The following is a 20307-nucleotide window of genomic DNA, read 5'->3' as shown; positions in this document are numbered from 1 at the left end:
TTGTTAGACTGTATTTTAAGCACGTTAGGGAGCTAAGTATGCAAAATAAAACAACGGGTTACGCCTTAGAAGATCTCGACTTATTATTGATAGATGCCAACATAGCAACCATGGATAGCACAGTTGCTGCGCCTTATGGGACGATAGAAAATGCGGCACTGGCGATTAAAAATGGCGAGATTGTATGGTTAGGTGAGCAATCAAACTTACCCAGTTTTGATGCCTTTGCTACCCCTACATTAAGTATTAAAGGGCAATGGTTAACACCTGGGCTTATTGATTGCCATACACATTTAATATTTGCAGGCTCCCGAGCAGAGGAATTTGAGCAGCGCTTACAAGGTACAAGCTATGAACAAATAGCTGCACAAGGTGGCGGTATTGCCAGTACAGTTAGGGCTACTCGCGCGGCAAGCCATGAGCAACTATTTGTTGATGCAAAAGATCGCTTAAACACTTTACTTGCCGAGGGCGTGACGACAGCTGAGATAAAGTCGGGATATGGGCTTGATGTTGAAAACGAAATTAAAATTTTAGAAGTAGCGCGTTTGCTTAATGAGCATCACCCTATTGATATTAAAACCACGTTTTTAGGTGCGCATGCGTTACCCCCTGAGTACAAAGGCCGTACAGATGAATACATTGATTTAGTATGTACACAGATGCTTGAGCAAATAGTGGCTAATAACCTTGCAGATGCTGTGGATGTATTTTGTGAAAATGTAGGCTTTAGTCATACACAAACAAAGCACGTGTTTGATGCAGCTAAAAAACATAACTTGCCGGTAAAATGCCATGCTGAGCAGCTTTCTAATCAGCAGGGCGCGCAGCTGGTGGCTGAGTATAAAGGCCTTTCAGCTGATCATATTGAATACCTTGATGAAAACGGCGTAAAAGCTATGGCAGAGGCTGGCACTGTGGCTGTTTTATTGCCTGGGGCTTTTTATTTTTTACGTGAAACGCAGCTTCCGCCCATCGATTTGCTGCAAAAGTATAAGGTGCCTATCGCCATTGCCAGTGACTTTAACCCAGGGACTTCGCCTTTATGCTCTGTGCAATTAATGATGAATATGGCTTGTACTTTATTTAAGCTTACCCCCGAGCAAGCTCTTGCGGGCGTAACGCGCAATGCAGCGCAAGCGTTAGGGTTGAAAGATAGAGGTGTACTAAAGGTGGGTGCAAGGGCTGATATTGCACATTGGCAAATAAGTCACCCTTCACAATTAAGTTACCAATTTGGCGTAAATAAACTGTTAAATCTATGGATTTTGGGTAGAATTAATTAGTTTGTATTATTTTTGTTCATATTAAACATGCTTTTATTAAATTTTATAGCTAATGGAGTGGCGTAAGCTTGAGTATTTTGACTGATAGTAACTTTCCTATATTTTTTAGCGGCGCGCTATTAATGGCGATGGTGGCTACGTTAGTTGCGGTTAAGAATGCCAGTATTAAATTTAGTTATTTATGTACAGCAGTTGTTGGTTTAGCCATTTTAAGCAGTGGTGCTGCTTGGTTGGCAATATTACTCGCCTTTGGTTTTTGCTTTCACTTATGGCTGACATTTGAACGTAATAGTTGGAGCATGATTATCACAAGTGCTGTTTCTGGCTTGCTATTTGTGGTGTTGTTTTCGGCGCATTTACTCATGAATGTGCCTCTATTTTGGGTGGTGGTGGCTATTATTCTGCAGGCGGTTGTAGGGCTAATGAACGAGGAAGAAGAGCCCAAAGTTGAAGATTTGCATAATATCAACGAGCCTGAACCGTACCAAGATGACTCTCCCCTTGCTGCATTTGCTGATAAACAACAGTTACGTCAAGGTTATTACAGCTGGTGTAAAGAAAAACAGTTAGAAGCTGCACTGGTGATTGTGCGTTTAGAAGGGTTTGAGCAAGTTAATCAGCATATTGGTAGAGACTTTGGTGATTTGTTGTTGGCACAATCAGCTAATAGAATAAAAGGCTTACTAAATAACGACGATGTGATTGATTTAGGGGGCTATGAAAAGCTGGCGCATTTAGGCGGTCTTAACTTTGCGTTTATTTGTAGCCTAGCTGCGCATAAACACACTCATGAGCACATTATTGAGCAAATTATTGGCGCAACACTCAAGCCGTTCAATGTTGCTAATTGTACAGTAGAGGTAAAAGCAAGAGCCAGTTACGTTAATTGCGATGAGCAAGATGCTAACTTTGATAACTTAGTATCGTGTGCTTACTTAGCTCTTGATAGACAGCCTAAAAAAGCAGTGGTTGTGTACCATCAACAAATGATGGTTGAACAGCTCGAGCAGCAAGCCCGCTTAAAAGAGCTGGCTAATATTGATTTTGTCAGCGAACTTGAGCTTTATTTTCAGCCTATTATTCGTAACGATGACGGCCAAATTGAATTTTTAGAACTCCTACTGCGTTGGCAGCATCCCCAGCAAGGTATTTTATCTGCCCACCGATTTATTGATGATATTCGTATTGCGGGCTTAGCTTATCCACTAGCTAAATTTGTTATAGAGCGCGCTGCAGAGCTTGCCATGGCACTTCGCATTGAGGGTATTGCTATACCACTGAGCATCAACTTATTTGGCCCTGAAATGCTTAACGAAGAGTTTGTTGAGTTTGTTGATGGCGTAGTGAGTGAACACAACTTACAGCATGGAGATTTAATTGTTGAATGCCCTCTGCATATATTCACAGATTTAGATAATAAGGGCCGCGCCATGATTGCGCGATTAAACAATTTAGGTTTAAAAATATGTGTTGATGGGTTAGGCGATAACCCAATTGTGCTTTCTAAGCTGCCAAATTTAGCGGTTGAGTACATTAAAGTGGCACCATCGCTAACCGCCGATTTTAGCAATCAGAATAATATTCGCAGCCTAGTTGGCGGTATGGTTGAAATGCATAACCAACAAAATACCAAGGTTATTTTTGAGGGCGTTGAAACCTTAGATCAATTAAAGTTTGTAAAAAGCTTAAAAGCCCATGCGGCACAAGGTTATTATTTTGGCCACCCGTTGAGTAGTATTGGTTTAATGAGTTGGCTGAAGCAGTGGCAGGCTCATCAAGCACAATGAGTTATCATTTTTTAAAGTGGCGCTTTATCATCTCGATAGGCCCGTCTAATCACCTCGCTTTATGAGATTGCTCAGAGTACTCAATGTTACTATTTCGTGCTAACTAATTTTGCCTGTAAGTATGCATTTACTAACGCACTGATAATTTGCCCACAGCTTTGCATGCCGGCTTTTAACCCTGCAGGGTGATTTATCGGTGCAGCTTCACATAAATGTAGGTAACGGGCAGTGCTGTGTTTTGCTGTTAAATATACATAGTGCTCAGCATCACTGACACTAAAACCACAGCATGTGTAAGCGCTGGCTGGTAAAAATGAAATACTGTCTAGGTCGAGTTCAATACCCAGTGGCGCATTATTAAACCCTGCTAAGGCGTGCTGTACGGCATCGGTTAGTGATATTTCTCGACGTATATTAATGGCCTGATAGCTGTGATAACGACACTGATTTTGCGCGATCAAATCAAAAATGGCTTGGTTATTTTTTTGCTCATGCAGGCCAATAATATGATATTGCTGCAATGCATTTTTTTTCAAAGCATAGCTAAACCCATTGCCACTATGACGGCCTTCGCAAGGGCGTAAGTCTGCATGGGGGTCAAAATTTATAGCGTTAACAGCAGCCCCAATATACTTGCTTAAAGCACTGAGTATACCAAAGCTATTATTGTGTCCGCCGCCAATAACAATAGGCTCAAGGCCAGCATTAAATATAAGCATTAATACCGCCTCTACTCGCTCATCTATTGTTGCGCATAACTTGCGTAGTTGAGCCAGCTCTTCAGTGTGCTGGTTATTTAAGCCTTGGGCTTGCGCCATTACATCATCAACGTCAATTTCGCCTAACAGCAGTACCTGCTGTGCTGCGCTAAACTGGTTAACAGGTTGGTTTAAAAAGTATTGTAAAAAAGCGGACCATGCCTGATGCGAGCCACCCCGGCCTAAATTAGCGCGAGGGCCGATATCTTCACATACACCAATTAATACGTAGCGAATACCAAATTGCGCTGCATCATTAAGTGCTTGTTGTACATCTACGTGGGTGTCTAATAGAGCAACAGACTGCCAGGTTTTTGTTTCGTTAGTGCGTGTGGAGCAATAGGGTTTAACGGCGTTTTCATCATACACTTTTAAGGTAGGGTGCACTGTGTTGAATCCGTATTGAGCAGTAAATAAATAGGGGTGGAGTAAGCTGTGCTTTTTTAAAGCACAGCGTGTTACTTTATTCTTCGATAACTTCTAGTTCAAGTTCTTCGGCTGATAATACAATGCCAGTACTATCTGCATAGATAAAATCATCATCAAAAAACGACACACCGGCAAAGTTAACGCCAATGCCATCTTCACCAGCGCCTTCGCTGTCGGCGGCAACAGGGATTGATGCAATTGCTTGAATACCTAAATCTATTTCTTCTAGCTCGTCTACATGACGTACAGCACCAAATACAATAATGCCGTTCCAGTTATTATCAAGTGCAAGCTCTGCAAGTTCAATGTCGATAAGAGCGCGTCGTGTTGATCCGCCTCCGTCGATAAGTAGTACTTGATCAGTACCATCTTGTGAGAGTATTTCACGGATCAGTTCATTATTTTCAAAACATTTAACGGTTTTAATTCGGCCGCCAAACGTGTGTCGACCACCAAAGTTGATGAACATCGGTTCAAGCACGTCAACCACATCGGCAAAAAAATCACATAAGTCAGAAGTGCTGTAATCCATTATTTTATCCTCAAAGGGTACATAAGTTACCCTCAGTATACCCTCCTTATATGCAATAACAACGACTTAATCGCAGTAAATTTATTCAAAAAATAACGAAATTAGAAATGGCAACAATAGTGTCTTAAAAGCGTCACTCAATTGTTATTTTCAGCCACTAAGCTTTCATTGTGGTTAGATATTGTGCAGCTGAAGGTGAATAATGAATGACAACAACGTGTTTAAAAAAATGGCTCGAATAGATGAACAACTGTTTTTAACTTTATTTAATTATAATTCCCCCAAATGGTTAAAAACGGCTGCGCTTGGTTTATCTAAAAGTGGTAATGGTGGTTTATATTTACTTATGTGTTGCGCAGTTTGGTGGCTAAGTACCAATGAGCAGCATCAGTTATTACCAATATCGGTGTTACTGGGGTTTGCAATTGAAAGACCGATTTATTTTTTAGCAAAGCGTAGCTTTGCCCGTATCCGCCCCTGCGATTGCCTTGTGAGCAATGCGTATATTGTCCCGAGTGATAAATTTAGTTTACCTTCTGGGCACAGTGCGGCTGCTTTTTTAGTTGCGGTAATATTGGGTCACTTTTTTGCAGAGTATGCATGGCTATGGTTTAGTTGGGCCTCAGGTGTGGCGGTTTCTCGCGTGGTATTAGGCGTACATTTTCCAGCAGATATAATAATAGGCGCCGTTATTGGCAGTTCATGTGGTTTATTTGCGCTAGCTTTGGTGGTGCCAGTATGAAGATACTATACGGCATACAAGGTACAGGTAATGGCCACATTACGCGTGCCCGTGTTATGGCAAGTTGTTTTAAAGAGTTAGGTATAAATGTTGATTACGTTTTTTCAGGACGCCCTGAAAAAGAATACTTTGATATGCAGGACTTTGCTGATTACAAAACGTTTCGGGGGTTATCGTTCAGCACTAAAAACGGCCAAGTAAAAAGCTATCAAACATTAAAAAATGCCCGTGTCTGCGAGTTGGTTAACGATATAAAATCATTTGATGTAAAAAAATACGACTTTGTCTTAAATGACTTTGAGCCTATTTCAGCCTGGGCGGCAAAGTGCTCAGGCGTGCCTGTAGTTGGTATTAGTCACCAGGCGGCTTTTTTATCTAATAGTGTGCCTATGTTTGGTCGAGGTTTATTTAGAAAATCTCTTATTAAGCACTATGCGCCAGCAAACACCTATTTAGGCGTACATTGGCAGCCTTTTGCAGATAATATTATACCGCCCTTCATTGCAAACCATAACCATGGCAACCCAGTCGCGGTTATGAATAAAGTGCTTGTATACTTACCTTTTGAAAGCCTCGACAACATTATTGATTATTTGAAGGACTTCCCTGAAAAAGAGTTTTATTGTTACCACCCACATGCGCAAGATAAATCCCTTGGACACATTCATTTACGCGCTCCTTCACGGGCGGGGTTTTTAAACGATTTAGCAAACACGAGCGGTGTTATTGGTAATGCAGGCTTTGAACTAGCAAGTGAGGCTTTAAAGCTTGGGAAAAAGTTATTACTTAAACCACTCGATGGCCAGTTTGAACAAGATGCAAATGCGCAAACATTACGGGCGATGAAAATGGCTCATGTAATGAACTACTTAAACCCCCAAGCCTTAGATGACTGGAATAGTGCTCCGCAAAACAAGCAGATCAACTTTCCCAGTGATCCAGCTCCTCTGGTGCACTGGTTGCTTAAAAAACAATGGCATAACACTCAATCATTGCATAAAAATTTATGGGGTAGTGTCAATCTAATGGCATGACTTACATACAATAAAATTAACAAAAAGTTTAAAAAAAAGCGCCATAACGTACTACACTAATAGTGCATATTTAATATAGGTGTTTTCAATGAATTTTTTACAAAACTTAACTATTAAAAGACGTTTACAACTTAATGCAGTGGTAGTCGGTCTGGCAATGGTCATTTTGTTGTGTGTGATAATTTATGAGTCACGTGTAACACTTAATCTGAACAAAACAATTCAGCTTGCAGAAGAGCTCAACGTACACGCACTAGAGCTTAGAAAGTATGAAAAAAACTTTCTTTTTTACAAGCAGCAGGAAGCACTTACATCATTTGATAAGGATTTTAAACAGCTAAGCACTAAAATCAAAAAGCTGCAGGAGGTAATGCAAAAGCAGGGTATTACCACAGCGCAAATTGAGCATTTTCATACGCTTATTACTAGCTACAACAACAATTTTTCAGAGGTTGTTAGGTTACAGCAGCAGATAGGCTTAAACCCTAAAGATGGGTTATATGGCAAGCTTAGAAATGCAGTACATGAAGTTGAAGAACTATTAAAAGAGCAAGACAATTTTGAGCTTTTATCAGTGATGCTTCAGCTGCGACGTGCTGAGAAAGACTTTATGCTGCGCTTTGATTCAAAATACGTAACTCGCTTTAATAACCTTATCAGTACGTTTAAGAAAAAAATTACGCAAGCTAATTTGCAAAGTAGTTATAAGTCGCAAATAAACCCGTTAATAGATACTTATCAGGTCGCTTTTCAAAACCTAGTTAAAGCACAAACTGAGTTAGGACTAGATTTAGACTCAGGGGCACTAGGCGTTATGCGTATTAATGTAGAAAAAAGCGATCAGGTTGTTGGTCAAATTGTTGAGTCAACCAAGTTGGAAGTTGAGAAAAGCGTTGACCAAGCGCAGTTTATTGCCCTCGTTGTATTTGTTGTTTCGGGCATTATAGTATTAGCATTAGTGTACTTTACTAGCCATTCAATCATTGTACCTATTGAACGAGTGTATCACACCATAAACGACATACGCCGCAATAACGATTTAAGTGTGATGATAGAGCAAACAGGTAATGACGAAGTTACCATCATGACCTCAGACTTTAATAGCTTAATAGGCGATTTTAAAAACCTCATAAACGAAGTTAATACTGCGCTTAATACGTTAAATGTAGCAACAGAGCACTTATCTGAAAGCACCTCTGCAACAAGTTCAGGCATGCAAGAGCAATTACACGAAGCGGATATGGTGGCCACTGCGGCTACGCAAATGCAGGCAACGATTCAAGATATTTCGCATAACACCGAAGCTGCTGCTAAAAAAGCAGAGTCAACTAATCTAAGCGCGCAGCAAGGGCGCAATGAAGTAGATTCTACGGTTATGCACATACGCGATTTATCTTCGTCGTTAGGCAATGCATCAAGTGTGGTATCGCAACTTGAAAAAGACGGTGAAACTATAGGCTCAGTACTCGATGTAATCAGAGGCATTGCAGAGCAAACCAATTTACTGGCATTGAATGCCGCCATAGAAGCCGCTCGCGCTGGTGAGCAAGGGCGAGGATTTGCTGTAGTGGCAGATGAAGTGCGCTCGCTTGCGCAACGCACACAAGAGTCTACCAGTGAAATTGAAGGCATTATTAATACGCTTCAGCAGCGCACGCAAGAAGTAGTAAGTATTATGCATCAATGTCGCTCGCAAGGTGATGAGAGTGCTTCACAAGCTATTAAAGCGGGTGATTTACTCGGCGCTATTACCGAAGATGTGCAAACCATAATGGAAATGAGCACGCAAATTGCCGTTGCTATTGATGAGCAAAGTCAGGTGGCATCAGAGGTAAACAAAAATGTAGTACGCATTAGAGACATTGCCCAAGATGCCTCTGAGCATGCAGTGAATAATGCGCAAACCAGTGAAGAAGTCTCTGAACAAGCGCGCGTATTATTTTCGGCTATTGATAAGTTTAAAGTGTAGTACAGCGTAGCGTTTAAAAAGCCAATAAGGTTTAGGGAACAAACTTTATTGGTACGCTATCTTTGTTTTGTTCGTGCTCAGCAAGGCGCGCTTGGTATTTATCCCACAAGGTTTTTTGCTGCGCTTGTAGTGTTTCAAAGTAACTCCAGCTAAATAGCCCGCTGTTGTGGCCATCATCAAAGTCTAACCTAAGTGCGTAATGCCCCACCGGTACAATCCCTTTTATACCAACATGTTGTTTATTAAGTACCAACTTCATTGGCTCTGCACCATGCCCTTGCACTTCGGCAGAGGGGGAGTGAACGCGTAAAAACTCGCAGCTAAATACAGTCATACTGTCATCATCAAAGTAAACATCTAGGTTTTTACTCACGCTATGATAATGCACTTTTGTTACGTGTTTCATTTTATATGTCCCATTAAAAAGCCCCCAATATGGAGGCTTTTAGTATAGTATTTTTGCCTACCTTATAAAATAAAGCGGCTTAAGTCTTCGTCTTCTACAAGTGCACCTAAGTGTTTTTCTACGTAGGCGGCATCTATAGTAAGGGTAGAGCCTGCCTGCTCAGATGCATCGTATGAAACTTCTTCCATTAGCTTTTCCATTACTGTATGTAAGCGACGCGCACCAATATTTTCGGTTTTCTCGTTAACTTGCCATGCCGCTTTGGCAATACGATCTATTGCATCATCACTAAACTCAACGTTAACTTGCTCAGTTTTAAGTAGCTCACGTTGCTGCTCAGTAAGTGAAGCATGTGGCTCGGTAAGAATACGTTTAAAGTCATTAGCACTGAGCGCTTCAAGTTCTACACGAATAGGTAAACGGCCTTGTAACTCAGGGATCATGTCTGATGGCTTAGCCATTTGGAACGCGCCCGATGCAATAAATAACATGTGATCGGTTTTAACCATACCGTGCTTAGTATTTACAGTTGAGCCTTCAATTAGTGGAAGCAAGTCGCGTTGCACACCTTCACGACTTACATCTGGACCTGACGAATCGCCACGCTTACAGATTTTGTCTATTTCATCAATAAACACAATACCGTTTTGCTCTACAGCAAAGATAGCCTGCTCTTTTAACTCTTCAGGATTAACGAGCTTAGCGGCTTCTTCTTCAGTTAATAGTTTGAAGGCTTCTTTAATTTTTAACTTACGCTTAGTACGTTTGTCGCCACCCATGTTTTGGAACATGCTTTGCAGCTGGTTGGTCATATCTTCCATACCAGGCGGTGCCATAATCTCTACATTTGGCTGCGCTTGCGCTAAATCTATTTCTATTTCTTTATCATCAAGCTGACCTTCGCGTAATTTTTTACGGAATGTTTGGCGAGTCGATGAGTTGTCATCGCGCTGCGTTTCACCGTATTGATCTTTAGCGGGTGGTAAAAGTGCATCTAAAATACGCTCTTCTGCTGCTTCTTCTGCGCGGTGTTTAAACTTTTTAGTTTGTTGCTCGCGGGTCATTTTAATTGATACATCAACTAAATCGCGAATGATAGTTTCTACTTCTTTACCAACATAACCTACTTCAGTAAATTTAGTCGCCTCTACTTTAATAAAAGGCGCATTTGCTAGTTTAGCTAAACGGCGGGCAATTTCAGTTTTACCAACACCGGTTGGACCAATCATTAAAATGTTTTTAGGGGTTACTTCGCTACGTAAGTCATCGTTTAATTGCATTCTGCGCCAGCGATTACGCAAAGCAATAGCCACGGCTTTTTTAGCTTTAGCTTGACCAATAATATGCTGATCTAACTCGTGTACAATTTCTCTTGGGGTCATAGCAGACATAATGGGTCCTATTATAGTTCTTCGATTGTTTGGAAGTTGTTGGTAAATACACAGATGTTGCCAGCAATGGTCAGGCTTTTTTCTACGATATCGCGAGCGCTTAAATCGGTATTTTCTAATAGGGCAGTGGCTGCTGATTGAGCAAAGTTACCACCGCTACCAATAGCAATTAAATCGTTCTCTGGCTGCACTACATCACCGTTACCTGTGATAATTAGTGAAGCGGTTTCATCTGCAACTGCCAACAACGCCTCAAGCTTGCGTAGGGCTCGGTCGCTACGCCAATCTTTGGCCATTTCTACAGCGGCTTTAGTGAGGTTGCCTTGGTGCATTTCTAGTTTACTTTCAAAGCGTTCGAATAGGGTAAAAGCATCAGCAGTACCGCCGGCAAAGCCAGCAATTACTTTGCCATTATAAAGGCGTCGAACTTTGCGGGCATTGCCCTTCATTACGGTATTACCAAGTGATACTTGGCCGTCGCCACCAATTACTACTTTATTGTCGCGGCGTACACTTACGATAGTGGTCATGTTATTCCTCATCATCAAGCTGCGAGGGCAGCTTGTAAAAAACGATTATGAAGAGGTTATATGGGTGAATGCACTAATTTCAAGTCCAGCCCCAAATTCCGCAGCTAACAACATGTACTCGCTTGAGTTTGTTTTTGTCGCTTTCGGCTTGGCGCTTTGTTTTATAAGGACCTAAACGCACTTTATACCAAACACCATTAGTACCGGTGGTTTTTTTGATTTCTGAAATTAAGCCCGCGAAAGCGATTTTAGCTTTAAGGGTTTCAGCCTGTTCATGAGTTCTAAACGACCCACACTGCATAACATAGGGGCCTTTTTGCTCAATTTCTCTCACTTCTACTTGGATCTCATGCTCTTTAATTTCTTCAATGAACTTAGGGGCGCGAGGTTTAGCTATTTCTACTTTTTCAGCTGTTTTAGGGTGTGCCTGCTGCTCAACAAGCTCAGGATCAGCATTATTTTTAATAAACCATAAGCCGTAGGCAAACCCACCTACAAGCAAAACAGTAATAACAACTAAAAGTATAGGAAATGGTTTTTTAGCAGGGGCCTGCTTGGTGTTTTTTCTACCCGCTGGTTTTTTATTAATATAATCGTGCTGTGCCATTTGGCTTTAACCTAAATCATGTCTATAGGGTCAACATCAAGGCTCCAGCGCACTTTTTGTGCGAGTTTGCTGGTGCTTAAATAGTCAACCATTTGCGCAAGATACTGATGCAATACTTTGCGGTCTTGCGCTTGAATGTGCAATTGAAATCGATACATACCCGCCACTCTTTCAAGTGGAGCAGGGATTGGACCGAGCAATTGTATACCAGATACACCGTTAACAGGAACCAAATCCGTCAAAAAATCGACAACTTGCTTAATACTGTGCCCTTGTGCCCTGACTATAGCCATATTAGTGATGGGTGGTAAGTCAGCGTCATCTCGCTCGCTTAAAGCAAAACGGGCAAAGTCTTGATAGCCGTTATTAACTAAATCTTGTAAAAGAGGGTGTTCTGGAAAGTGCGTTTGCAGTAATACTTGGCCAGGCTCGCCCGAGCGACCCGCGCGCCCAGCAACTTGAGTCACTAGTTGGGCTAAATGCTCAGTAGCTCTAAAGTCACACGAGTACAAACCACTATCTACATCTAATATAAGCACTAAGCTAACATCGGCAAAATGGTGACCTTTAGCTAACATTTGTGTGCCCACTAAAATACGCGCTCCACCTTGGTTTATTTCTTCTAAGGCTTTTTCTAAGCTTCCTTTACGGCGGGTTGAATCGCGGTCGATGCGACTTACGGGCGTATCGGGAAATTCACTCGATAAAAACTCTTCAATTTGCTCTGTGCCTTTTCCGTTAGGAAAAATTTGCGTGCTACCGCAATCAGGGCATTGATGAGGTACAGGGTGCTGCTCACCACAGTGATGGCAAATCATTTGACCAATGGCTTTATGAAAGGTGGCACTAGTGCTGCAACGATTGCACTCACTTAGCCACCCACATTCGTGACAAATAAGCGTAGGAGAAAAACCGCGGCGATTTAAAAACACCATAACTTGCTTACCGCGGTTTAAATGTTGGCGCATAGTGGCAAGGCTTGCATGAGCAATACCCGCTTGATCGGGCTGACCTTTCATATCAAGCAACATAAACTTATTATCGGTTGCTGTTTGCGCGCGCTCTGTAAGGCTTAAAAGTTGGTATTTATTGTTTATAGCTTTGTGTAGTGTTTCCAGTGCTGGGGTGGCACTGCCTAAAATAAGCGGTATTTTATGCTGAAATGCCCGATAAGCTGCTAAGTCGCGTGCGTGGTAACGTAAGGTATCTTGCTGTTTGAATGATGAATCGTGTTCTTCATCAACCACTATCATTCCTAACTTTAAAAAAGGTAGAAAAATACTTGAACGGGTACCTATTACAATTGCGCAGCTGCCTTTTTCGCAAAAACGCCATGTTTGCAAGCGCTCGTTATCGGTGAGGGCTGAGTGCCATAGCATTATTGGGGTATCAGGGAAGCGACGACGAAATCGGTTGACGGTTTGTGGCGTTAACCCTATTTCAGGCACTAGCACTAGGGCTTGTTCGCCACGTTTGAGGACTTCTTCTAAGCATTGTAAATATACTTCGGTTTTACCGCTGCCGGTCACACCTTCTAATAAAAAGCTATTAAAACCAACGCTTTGATTTATTGTTGTGCACGCTACGGCTTGCTCTTTATTCAGTACTGGCTTAGTACCGACTGTGGGCGCAACGCTTTGCCATTGGTTGTCGTGCTCAATGCTTTGGGTTATAAATTCTTTATCTATTAAGGCATCTATTGTTTTTTTACTAAAGCCGAGCGCTTTTAGTTCGGTTAATGATGACTTACCTGATTGTGCGAGCTGCTTTAACAAGTTTAACTGGGTTTTCGCTTTTAATGACGGTATTTTTGCGCCTTTTTCGGTAAGACTAACCATACTTATGCTGGTTTTATCAGGGTGTTCACCTTGGCGAAGCGCACTTGGCAGTGCAATATGTATCGTTTCACCGAGTGGATAGCAATAGTAACGTGCGGTAAAGCTAAGCAGTTCTAAATGCTGCGATGATAAAATGGGGGTTTGGTCAATAACTTCACTAACCGCTTTAATTTTGTTCTCGGGTACATCGGTATGCGTTTTAAGTGCAAGAACAACAGCTACTTTCTTTTGATTCCCAAAAGGCACCAAAACACGCATCCCAGGCATAATTGTCGCTGTGGGCGAGATAAGTTGTTCATCTATTTTATAATCAAAGGTGCGTGGTAACGGAACTTTTATAGCAACTTCAACAAAGCGCATAACAACTCATGTGATAAAGGGTAATAGCTTAATGTACTAAAAATAAGGCTAAAAACCTACACTCAAATAGTCGCTCTAAGGCTAGTTGGTTACTTTTTTGACAAAAAGCGTAATTAAAGCTTGTGCGGGGCAGGCTAGTTGGATAAAATCCGCGGCCTATAAATTTGTTTTAACGACGTATGGTGCCAGACTTCGGGTTTGGAGAGCGATGCGGCCTTAACTAGAGGTTCCTATGAAAGAAGGTATTCACCCTAAGTACGAAGTAATTTCTGCAACATGTTCATGCGGAAACAAATTCGAAACTCGTTCTACTCTTTGTAAAGACATTCACCTAGACGTATGTTCAGCGTGTCACCCGTTTTACACTGGTAAGCAAAAGATTTTAGACACTGGCGGCCGTGTTGATCGCTTCAACAAGCGCTTCGGTGCACTTAGCAGCAAAAAATAATTATTGCTGTTTAGTAAAAAAAGCATCTTCGGATGCTTTTTTTGTGTCTAAAATTCACCTTTTGGGGTAGAAAACTACCAATTATTACCATATCCCCACTGCATAACTATTTCCTGTTCTTATTCTGAATATGCATAAAGCTTTGCAGACAAACAGACAATTCTTCTCTATATTTTTTATACGTTAATTTTTAACCAAGTTGTTAAAAGCGCTAATCGTGGCGATATTTGTTTTTAACAGTGATTAACGCGCCATAATGGTGCAGTTTGATAAACTAATATCATGCAAAATACCAAAAATATTGTTTAGGTAAAATGAACCTCAAAAAGCACTTTTTGAATGAATTTTTATTTGTTTAATGTTGATAACTTTTAGCGAAGTTGCTGATAAATCACTTAAAATTAACGGATATAGCATATAACAGGATAGACCTGATATTGCTTGGAATTTAAAATTAATAAGAGTATCTTAGCGCCATACTCCCTCTCACTTAACTTAAATTGCAGGATACCATCGCGTTATGTCAGATTTTCGTGAACAAGCATTACATTACCATTCTCACCCCGTTCCAGGCAAAATCAGCATTGAGCTAACAAAACCAGCTGAAACGGTGCAAGATTTAGCATTAGCCTATAGCCCAGGTGTAGCAGAGCCTGTGCGAGAAATTGCAGCAGATCCAGCCAATGCGTATAAATACACCGGTAAAGGGAATATGGTTGCAGTTATCAGTAATGGTACGGCAATTTTAGGTTTAGGTAATTTAGGGCCACTAGCCTCTAAGCCTGTTATGGAAGGTAAGGCGCTCTTATTTAAGCGTTTTGCCGGCCTTGACTCTATTGATATTGAAGTTAAGCATCGCACCACCGAAGATTTTATAAATACAGTGGCCAACATTGCAGACACGTTTGGTGGTATTAACTTAGAAGATATTAAAGCGCCAGAGTGTTTTGAAATTGAAAAAGCGCTTATTGAACGCTGCAGTATTCCGGTTTTTCATGATGACCAACACGGTACCGCTATTGTAACTGCAGCAGGGATGCTTAACGCATTAGAAGTGCAAGGCAAATCAATAGAAGATGCCATTATTGTATGCTTAGGTGCCGGTGCTGCAGCAGTTGCGTGTATGGAGCTGTTAATTAAGTGTGGAGCATTGCGCGAACATATTTATATGCTAGACCGCAAAGGGGTTATTCATACTCGTCGTGATGACTTAAATGAATACAAACAGCTTTTTGCTAACAATACAGATAAGCGCACGCTGCAAGATGTAATTGCTGATGCAGATGTATTTGTAGGTGTATCGGGTCCTAATTTGCTAGCACCTGAAGACCTAAAGTTAATGGCCGATAAGCCAGTGGTATTTGCATGTTCAAACCCAGATCCTGAAATTGCACCTGAGCTTGCGCACAGTGCGCGTAAAGACTTAATTATGGCCACAGGGCGTTCTGATTTTCCTAACCAAGTTAATAATGTTTTATGTTTCCCGTTTATTTTCCGTGGTGCTTTAGATGTGCGTGCAAGCGCAATTAACGATGAAATGAAAATAGCTGCTGTTGAAGCTATTCGTAGTATTGCTAAAGAGCCAGTGCCTGAGCAAGTATTAACAGCGGCGGGTGTAGAAAAGCTCGAATTTGGTGCAGATTACATTATTCCTAAGCCGATGGACCCGCGTTTATTACCACGTATAGCCAAGGCGGTTGCGATGGCGGCTGTTGAATCGGGCGTGGCACAAATCGACTTGCCTGAAAATTACATGGCGTAATATATAGCGCTTAAACAAAAAAACCTCAGCATGCTGAGGTTTTTTTGTTTAAAAAGACGTTTTATTCTTCGTCTAAAATAGGCACTTCTAAACCCATTTCTTGCATTATTTTTTTAACTTCTTCAGGTACTTTTTCTGCGTTGTCTTTACGTAGGTCATCATCATTAGGTAATGGTTGGCCTGTAAATGCATGCAAAAACGCTTCGCATAGTAACTCGCTATTTGTTGCATGACGCAGGTTGTTTATTTGACGACGTGTACGCTCATCAGTTAATACTTTTAATACATTTAGCGGGATCGAAACGGTGATCTTTTTAACTTGCTCTGATTTTTTCCCGTGTTCTGCGTATGGGTGAATATACTCACCATTCCATTTAGCCATAAGATGTATCGTTGCCTCAGATTATTAATTTCTCACACGGCGTAAAAAGCGTGTAAATATGCGTGAAATTCTATCGTTTTAAAAAAGATAGTCAAATAATAGATAGCAATCTATCTTAATAAGCTGGCTGTAACGTCAAATAAAGATTTATGAGGGCTTTACACGTATATTATTTTTAGCCATCTAGAGCTTTAAAAGCTTTGACTTATTATAATGGATAACTTACTCTTTTAGACGTCTAAACATCCAAATTAATCAGGTGACGAATATGAGCGAAAAAAACAAAGCAACCATTGCTGTACGAAATGGGGTTGATGCCGATAAACATCATGGCGCCGTTGTACCGCCAATTTATTTATCGACGACATATTCGTTTGCCGATTTTGATACTAAGCGCGCATATGACTATGGGCGCAGTGGCAATCCTAATCGCGATATTTTAGCTGAAACGCTAGCAGAGCTTGAAGGTGGCGCGCGGGGAATTATTACTGCTACGGGCATGGCTGCGGTGCATTTAGCCACACAGTTATTAAATAACGATGATACCTTGGTTATCCCTCACGATTGTTATGGCGGCAGCTACCGTTTATTTACGTCGTTAGAAAAACGCGGCTTGCTTAAACTTAAAGTACTAGATTTAACTAACTCAGAAAACCTAGAACAAATTTTAACCATTAAACCTAAATTAATTTGGATAGAAACACCCAGTAACCCTGTGCTGCGCCTAACGGATATGAAAGCCGTGACGGATATAGCAAAACAGTGCGGTGCATTAGTGGCTGCCGATAACACCTTTTTATCTCCGGCATTACAAAATCCAATTAAGTTTGGCGTAGATATTGTGGTGCACTCAACCACTAAATATATCAACGGCCATTCTGATGTTGTAGGCGGTGCAGTTGTTGCTGCAACACAAGAGCTTGGTGATGAGCTTGCTTGGTGGGCCAATAACATTGGCATTACCGGCGCTCCATTTGATAGCTATTTAACGTTACGTGGTTTACGTACTTTAAATGTGCGCTTAAGGCAGCACCAAGAAAATGCTCTGGCGATTGCTAAATACCTTGAAAGCTCTGAGTATGTTAGCCAAGTTTACTACCCTGGCCTTGAATCGCACCCTCAACATACGCTTGCTAAAGCCCAACAACTTGGCTTTGGTGGCATGGTTAGCTTTGATATTAAGGGGGATGTGGATGATGCTGCGGCGTTTTTAACAAGCCTTAAAGAGTTTAGCTTAGCTGAATCGCTAGGTGGGGTTGAGAGTTTAATTTGTCACCCTGCGACCATGACTCATGCAGGTATGGAGCCAAAAGCGCGTCTAGAAGCGGGAGTGGGCGATACGTTAATTCGTATTTCGGTCGGTATTGAAGATGTAGAAGATCTATTAGCTGATTTTGAGCGTGTTTTTAACTTAGTTAAACCTGGACAAAATAAAAATGTAGGGCGCGTTGGTAAAGCCGCAGGCAATGCCAATGGTGATGTAAAGCAGCAGGCTGCCCATCCAGCTTTGTGGTGATTGAGTATGGTAAATAGTGTACATAAGTTTGGTGGCTCGAGCTTAAGTTCGAGCGAGCGCTATCAAAGTGTGGCAAAAATTATTATTGCTCACACACAGCCAGGCGACTGCGTGGTTGTATCTGCTGCGGGTAAAACCACTGATACCTTGGTTTCGCTGTGGCAAAGTTATCAACAACAAGATAAGCAAGCCGTTGCTGATATTTTACTGCAATTGAGTAACCACCAAACAGCATTAATTGAAGCGTTATTAAAAGCCGATGCTAAACACGCAGCTTTAGCTGTGTTAGCGCAAGAGCTAAGTGATGTGGCAGAGCAAGCCAACGAGCAGCAGTTGCAAGAGGCGGCGCTACTGGCGCATGGCGAACTGTGGTCTGCGCGGTTATTGGCGGCCTATTTAACGCAATTAAACATTCAAGCGTGTGCTCATGATGCTAGAGCGCTGTTTAGTGTAACAAGCGGGGAGCTTTTGCATGCGAAAAACAAGCAGCAATGCAGCCAAGTTATTGAAGCAAATAAAATTAACGTAGTAACAGGGTTTATCGCAGCAAGTGCTGATGGCGAAACAGTTACGCTTGGGCGTAATGGCAGTGACTACAGCGCCACTTTATTAGCCAATTATTGCGACGCACACAATGTATGTATTTGGACTGATACACCTGGCGTGTTTAGTGCAGATCCCCGTAAAGTTGAAAAGGCGATTAAGTACAACAAAGTGTGCCGTGAACAAGCTAACCTATTAGCTCGGTTGGGTAACCCTGTGTTACATGCAAAAACGCTTTCGCCTTTAAAACATAGTAATATTAAACTGGCTGTACGTAGCAGTTTTGATGTGCAAACTGCCCCTACCAATATTGTAAAACAAGGCAAAGCTAAGCAAAAACGTTTCATTACTACATTACAAAACGTTGATTTACTACTTGTAGAAGGTATTAACGCGGGTGAAGTGGCGCATGTTAGCCAACTTATTCAACACAGCCTTCATCATTTTATACACAACGGCGATACATACTTAGTTGTGCCCGCGGGGGCAACGCATCAAGTAGTGAGTTATTTTGCTGGGCGAGCAAACATAAGTGAGTCTAATTTAAATGGCTGCGCGGTTGTTGCACCTACGCAAGATGTTTACACCCTAAGTACATTAGCGGCTGAGGTTTTAAATCAGCAAAGTATTTACCCTCGTTTTATTCATCAAGATACAGGCTATACATTGCTGTTAACTGATCAGTTAATAGAAAGCGATGTATTGAGTTTATTGCACGAAAAATTAATTAATAAAGGCCAAGAGATTGCCTTAGTTGTGGCTGGTTTAGGTAATGTAGGCGATGAATTTTTAAGCCAGCTAGAAGCTCAATTTAAGCGTTTGTCGGGCGATTATAGTATTAAGCTAGTTGGGTTAATTCGCTCGCAACATATGCTATTTAATGCCTCGGGTATTACGCTTGGGCAATGGAAAAAACAATGGCAGCATAATGCCGTTGCTTATGAGCAGGCGGATTTATTAAGTGCATTAAACGAACTTGATTACGAGCACAAAGTTGTTGTTGATATAACGGCAAGCGAGCAATTTAGCCAATTATACACCGACTTTGTAGAGCGAGACTGTCATTTAATAAGTGCTAACAAGTACGCGGGCACGGCTGCATCAAATTGGTATAACGCGCTGCGCCAAAGTATTAGCGAGCGTAACTTGCATTGGCGCTATAACACCAGTGTAGGGGCTGGGCTACCAATTAACTTTGCATTGGCCGATTTACAAAATAGTGGCGATAAAATTACGCGTATTGAAGGTGTTTTCTCGGGCACACTCTCTTGGTTGTGCAGTAAGTACGATGGCAGTGTAGCATTTTCTGATCTTGTTCTTGAAGCGCAAAAAATGGGCTTTACAGAGCCTGATCCGCGCGAGGATTTATCAGGTCGCGATATGCAACGTAAATTACTGATACTTGCGCGCGAGCTTGGCATTGAATTAGATTTAGATGATATAAGCTTACAAGCATTAATGCCTGATGAGTTAGCCCAAGGTTCATGGGATGATTTTTTAGCGAATAAAGATAAGTTAAATGCCTTTATTAAGCACCATGCCGATGCGGCAAATGCGCAAAATGCTGTACTTAGGTATACAGGCTTATTGGCATTAGAGCCGGGCAAAGTAACGGCTAAGGTAGGTATAACTTACGCGCCTAAAGGAGATGCCTTAGCTAACTTAACACCTGGCGATAATATCTTTGTTATTAATAGCCAGTGGTATAACGAAAACGCCTTAGTAATACAAGGCCCTGGGGCAGGCAAACAAGTGACCGCCGCGGGAGTGCACTCTGATTTATTTTGGTTAGTTAAAAACTTAAAATAGCGGGGCCAAATATTAATAGTAAAACGGCAGCGTGTGCTATACCAATCCTCAATAACACTTAATCATTTTCAGGGGCTAAACGTGTCGCTATCTGCGTTAAAAAAATTCTCATTTAGAACAACTAAATAGCGAATTTTTTGTCTTACTATCACTACGTTTATCCATCCTCAAAATAGAT

General features: G+C 41.5%; 17 protein-coding genes. 9 read left to right on the top strand and 8 right to left on the bottom strand.

Translation table 11 applies throughout. The features are described 5' to 3' along the window. Nucleotides 1-38 precede the first annotated feature (38 nt). Both hutI and CWC17_RS14220 read left to right on the top strand, forming a co-directional pair. Complete coding sequence (gene hutI / locus CWC17_RS14225; protein WP_138541919.1) at nt 39-1286, top strand: imidazolonepropionase; 1248 nt, start codon at nt 39-41, stop codon at nt 1284-1286. 122 nt (nt 1287-1408) lie between these two features. After that, nucleotides 1409-3073 (top strand): GGDEF domain-containing phosphodiesterase, encoded by a 1665-nt coding sequence (locus CWC17_RS14220; RefSeq protein ID WP_138613637.1) that lies wholly within the window; start codon nt 1409-1411, stop codon nt 3071-3073. 89 nt (nt 3074-3162) lie between these two features. On the opposite strand, the gene CWC17_RS14215 is transcribed toward CWC17_RS14220, so the two are convergent. Continuing rightward, entirely contained in the window at nt 3163-4218 is a 1056-nt protein-coding gene (locus CWC17_RS14215; protein ID WP_138613583.1) for a formimidoylglutamase, read from the bottom strand. 76 nt (nt 4219-4294) lie between these two features. Further along, nucleotides 4295-4792, bottom strand: a complete 498-nt coding sequence (rraA, locus tag CWC17_RS14210; protein WP_004589330.1) for a ribonuclease E activity regulator RraA — start codon at nt 4790-4792, stop codon at nt 4295-4297. 202 nt (nt 4793-4994) lie between these two features. Here rraA and CWC17_RS14205 point away from each other — a divergent pair, with 202 nt between their 5' ends. The 3 genes from CWC17_RS14205 (at nt 4995) to CWC17_RS14195 (ending at nt 8537) form a co-directional block, all read left to right on the top strand. Beyond that, a complete protein-coding gene (locus CWC17_RS14205) occupies nt 4995-5534 on the top strand; it encodes a phosphatase PAP2 family protein (RefSeq protein WP_055014582.1) in 540 nt (179 codons plus the stop codon). Then, complete coding sequence (locus tag CWC17_RS14200; RefSeq protein ID WP_138613581.1) at nt 5531-6568, top strand: MJ1255/VC2487 family glycosyltransferase; 1038 nt, start codon at nt 5531-5533, stop codon at nt 6566-6568. The genes CWC17_RS14205 and CWC17_RS14200 overlap by 4 nt, the downstream gene beginning before the upstream one ends. 88 nt (nt 6569-6656) lie before the next feature. Next, nucleotides 6657-8537 carry a methyl-accepting chemotaxis protein gene (locus tag CWC17_RS14195; protein ID WP_138613579.1) on the top strand — a complete coding sequence of 627 codons (1881 nt, stop codon included), beginning with the start codon at nt 6657-6659 and terminating at the stop codon, nt 8535-8537. A gap of 31 nt (nt 8538-8568) precedes the next feature. On the opposite strand, the gene CWC17_RS14190 is transcribed toward CWC17_RS14195, so the two are convergent. From CWC17_RS14190 to priA, 5 genes are all read right to left on the bottom strand, one after another. After that, complete coding sequence (locus tag CWC17_RS14190) at nt 8569-8943, bottom strand: gamma-butyrobetaine hydroxylase family protein (protein WP_138541924.1); 375 nt, start codon at nt 8941-8943, stop codon at nt 8569-8571. Nucleotides 8944-9005: 62 nt separating this feature from the next. Continuing rightward, nucleotides 9006-10334 carry an ATP-dependent protease ATPase subunit HslU gene (gene hslU / locus CWC17_RS14185; protein ID WP_138541925.1) on the bottom strand — a complete coding sequence of 443 codons (1329 nt, stop codon included), beginning with the start codon at nt 10332-10334 and terminating at the stop codon, nt 9006-9008. 11 nt (nt 10335-10345) lie between these two features. Then, entirely contained in the window at nt 10346-10864 is a 519-nt protein-coding gene (gene hslV / locus CWC17_RS14180; protein WP_004589336.1) for an ATP-dependent protease subunit HslV, read from the bottom strand. A 79-nt stretch (nt 10865-10943) separates the two neighbouring features. Next, a complete protein-coding gene (locus CWC17_RS14175; RefSeq protein ID WP_138541926.1) occupies nt 10944-11471 on the bottom strand; it encodes an SPOR domain-containing protein in 528 nt (175 codons plus the stop codon). An 11-nt stretch (nt 11472-11482) separates the two neighbouring features. Next, a complete protein-coding gene (gene priA / locus CWC17_RS14170) occupies nt 11483-13669 on the bottom strand; it encodes a primosomal protein N' (RefSeq protein WP_138613577.1) in 2187 nt (728 codons plus the stop codon). Between the two features lie 232 nt (nt 13670-13901). On the opposite strand from priA, the gene rpmE reads away from it, so the two are divergent. Further along, the gene (gene rpmE / locus CWC17_RS14165) at nt 13902-14117 is read left to right on the top strand and encodes a 50S ribosomal protein L31 (RefSeq protein WP_008115018.1); all 216 of its coding nucleotides are present in this window, start codon (nt 13902-13904) and stop codon (nt 14115-14117) included. Between the two features lie 520 nt (nt 14118-14637). Continuing rightward, on the top strand, nt 14638-15879 hold the full coding sequence (locus CWC17_RS14160; RefSeq protein ID WP_138541928.1) for a malic enzyme-like NAD(P)-binding protein: 1242 nt from the start codon (nt 14638-14640) through the stop codon (nt 15877-15879). A gap of 61 nt (nt 15880-15940) precedes the next feature. Here CWC17_RS14160 and metJ read toward each other — a convergent pair whose 3' ends face one another. Beyond that, the gene (gene metJ, locus CWC17_RS14155) at nt 15941-16261 is read right to left on the bottom strand and encodes a met regulon transcriptional regulator MetJ (RefSeq protein WP_004589341.1); all 321 of its coding nucleotides are present in this window, start codon (nt 16259-16261) and stop codon (nt 15941-15943) included. Nucleotides 16262-16529: 268 nt separating this feature from the next. On the opposite strand from metJ, the gene metB reads away from it, so the two are divergent. Further along, complete coding sequence (metB, locus tag CWC17_RS14150; RefSeq protein WP_138541929.1) at nt 16530-17777, top strand: cystathionine gamma-synthase; 1248 nt, start codon at nt 16530-16532, stop codon at nt 17775-17777. A gap of 6 nt (nt 17778-17783) precedes the next feature. Then, nucleotides 17784-20129, top strand: coding sequence for a bifunctional aspartate kinase/homoserine dehydrogenase II (gene metL / locus CWC17_RS14145; protein WP_138613575.1), 2346 nt, complete (start codon nt 17784-17786; stop codon nt 20127-20129). The last annotated feature ends 178 nt before the right edge of the window (nt 20130-20307 follow it).

The organism is Pseudoalteromonas sp. S3785 (assembly GCF_005887365.1).
In the GTDB taxonomy this organism is placed as follows: Bacteria; Pseudomonadota; Gammaproteobacteria; order Enterobacterales; family Alteromonadaceae; genus Pseudoalteromonas.
This window is presented reverse-complemented; position numbering and strand designations above follow the sequence as displayed.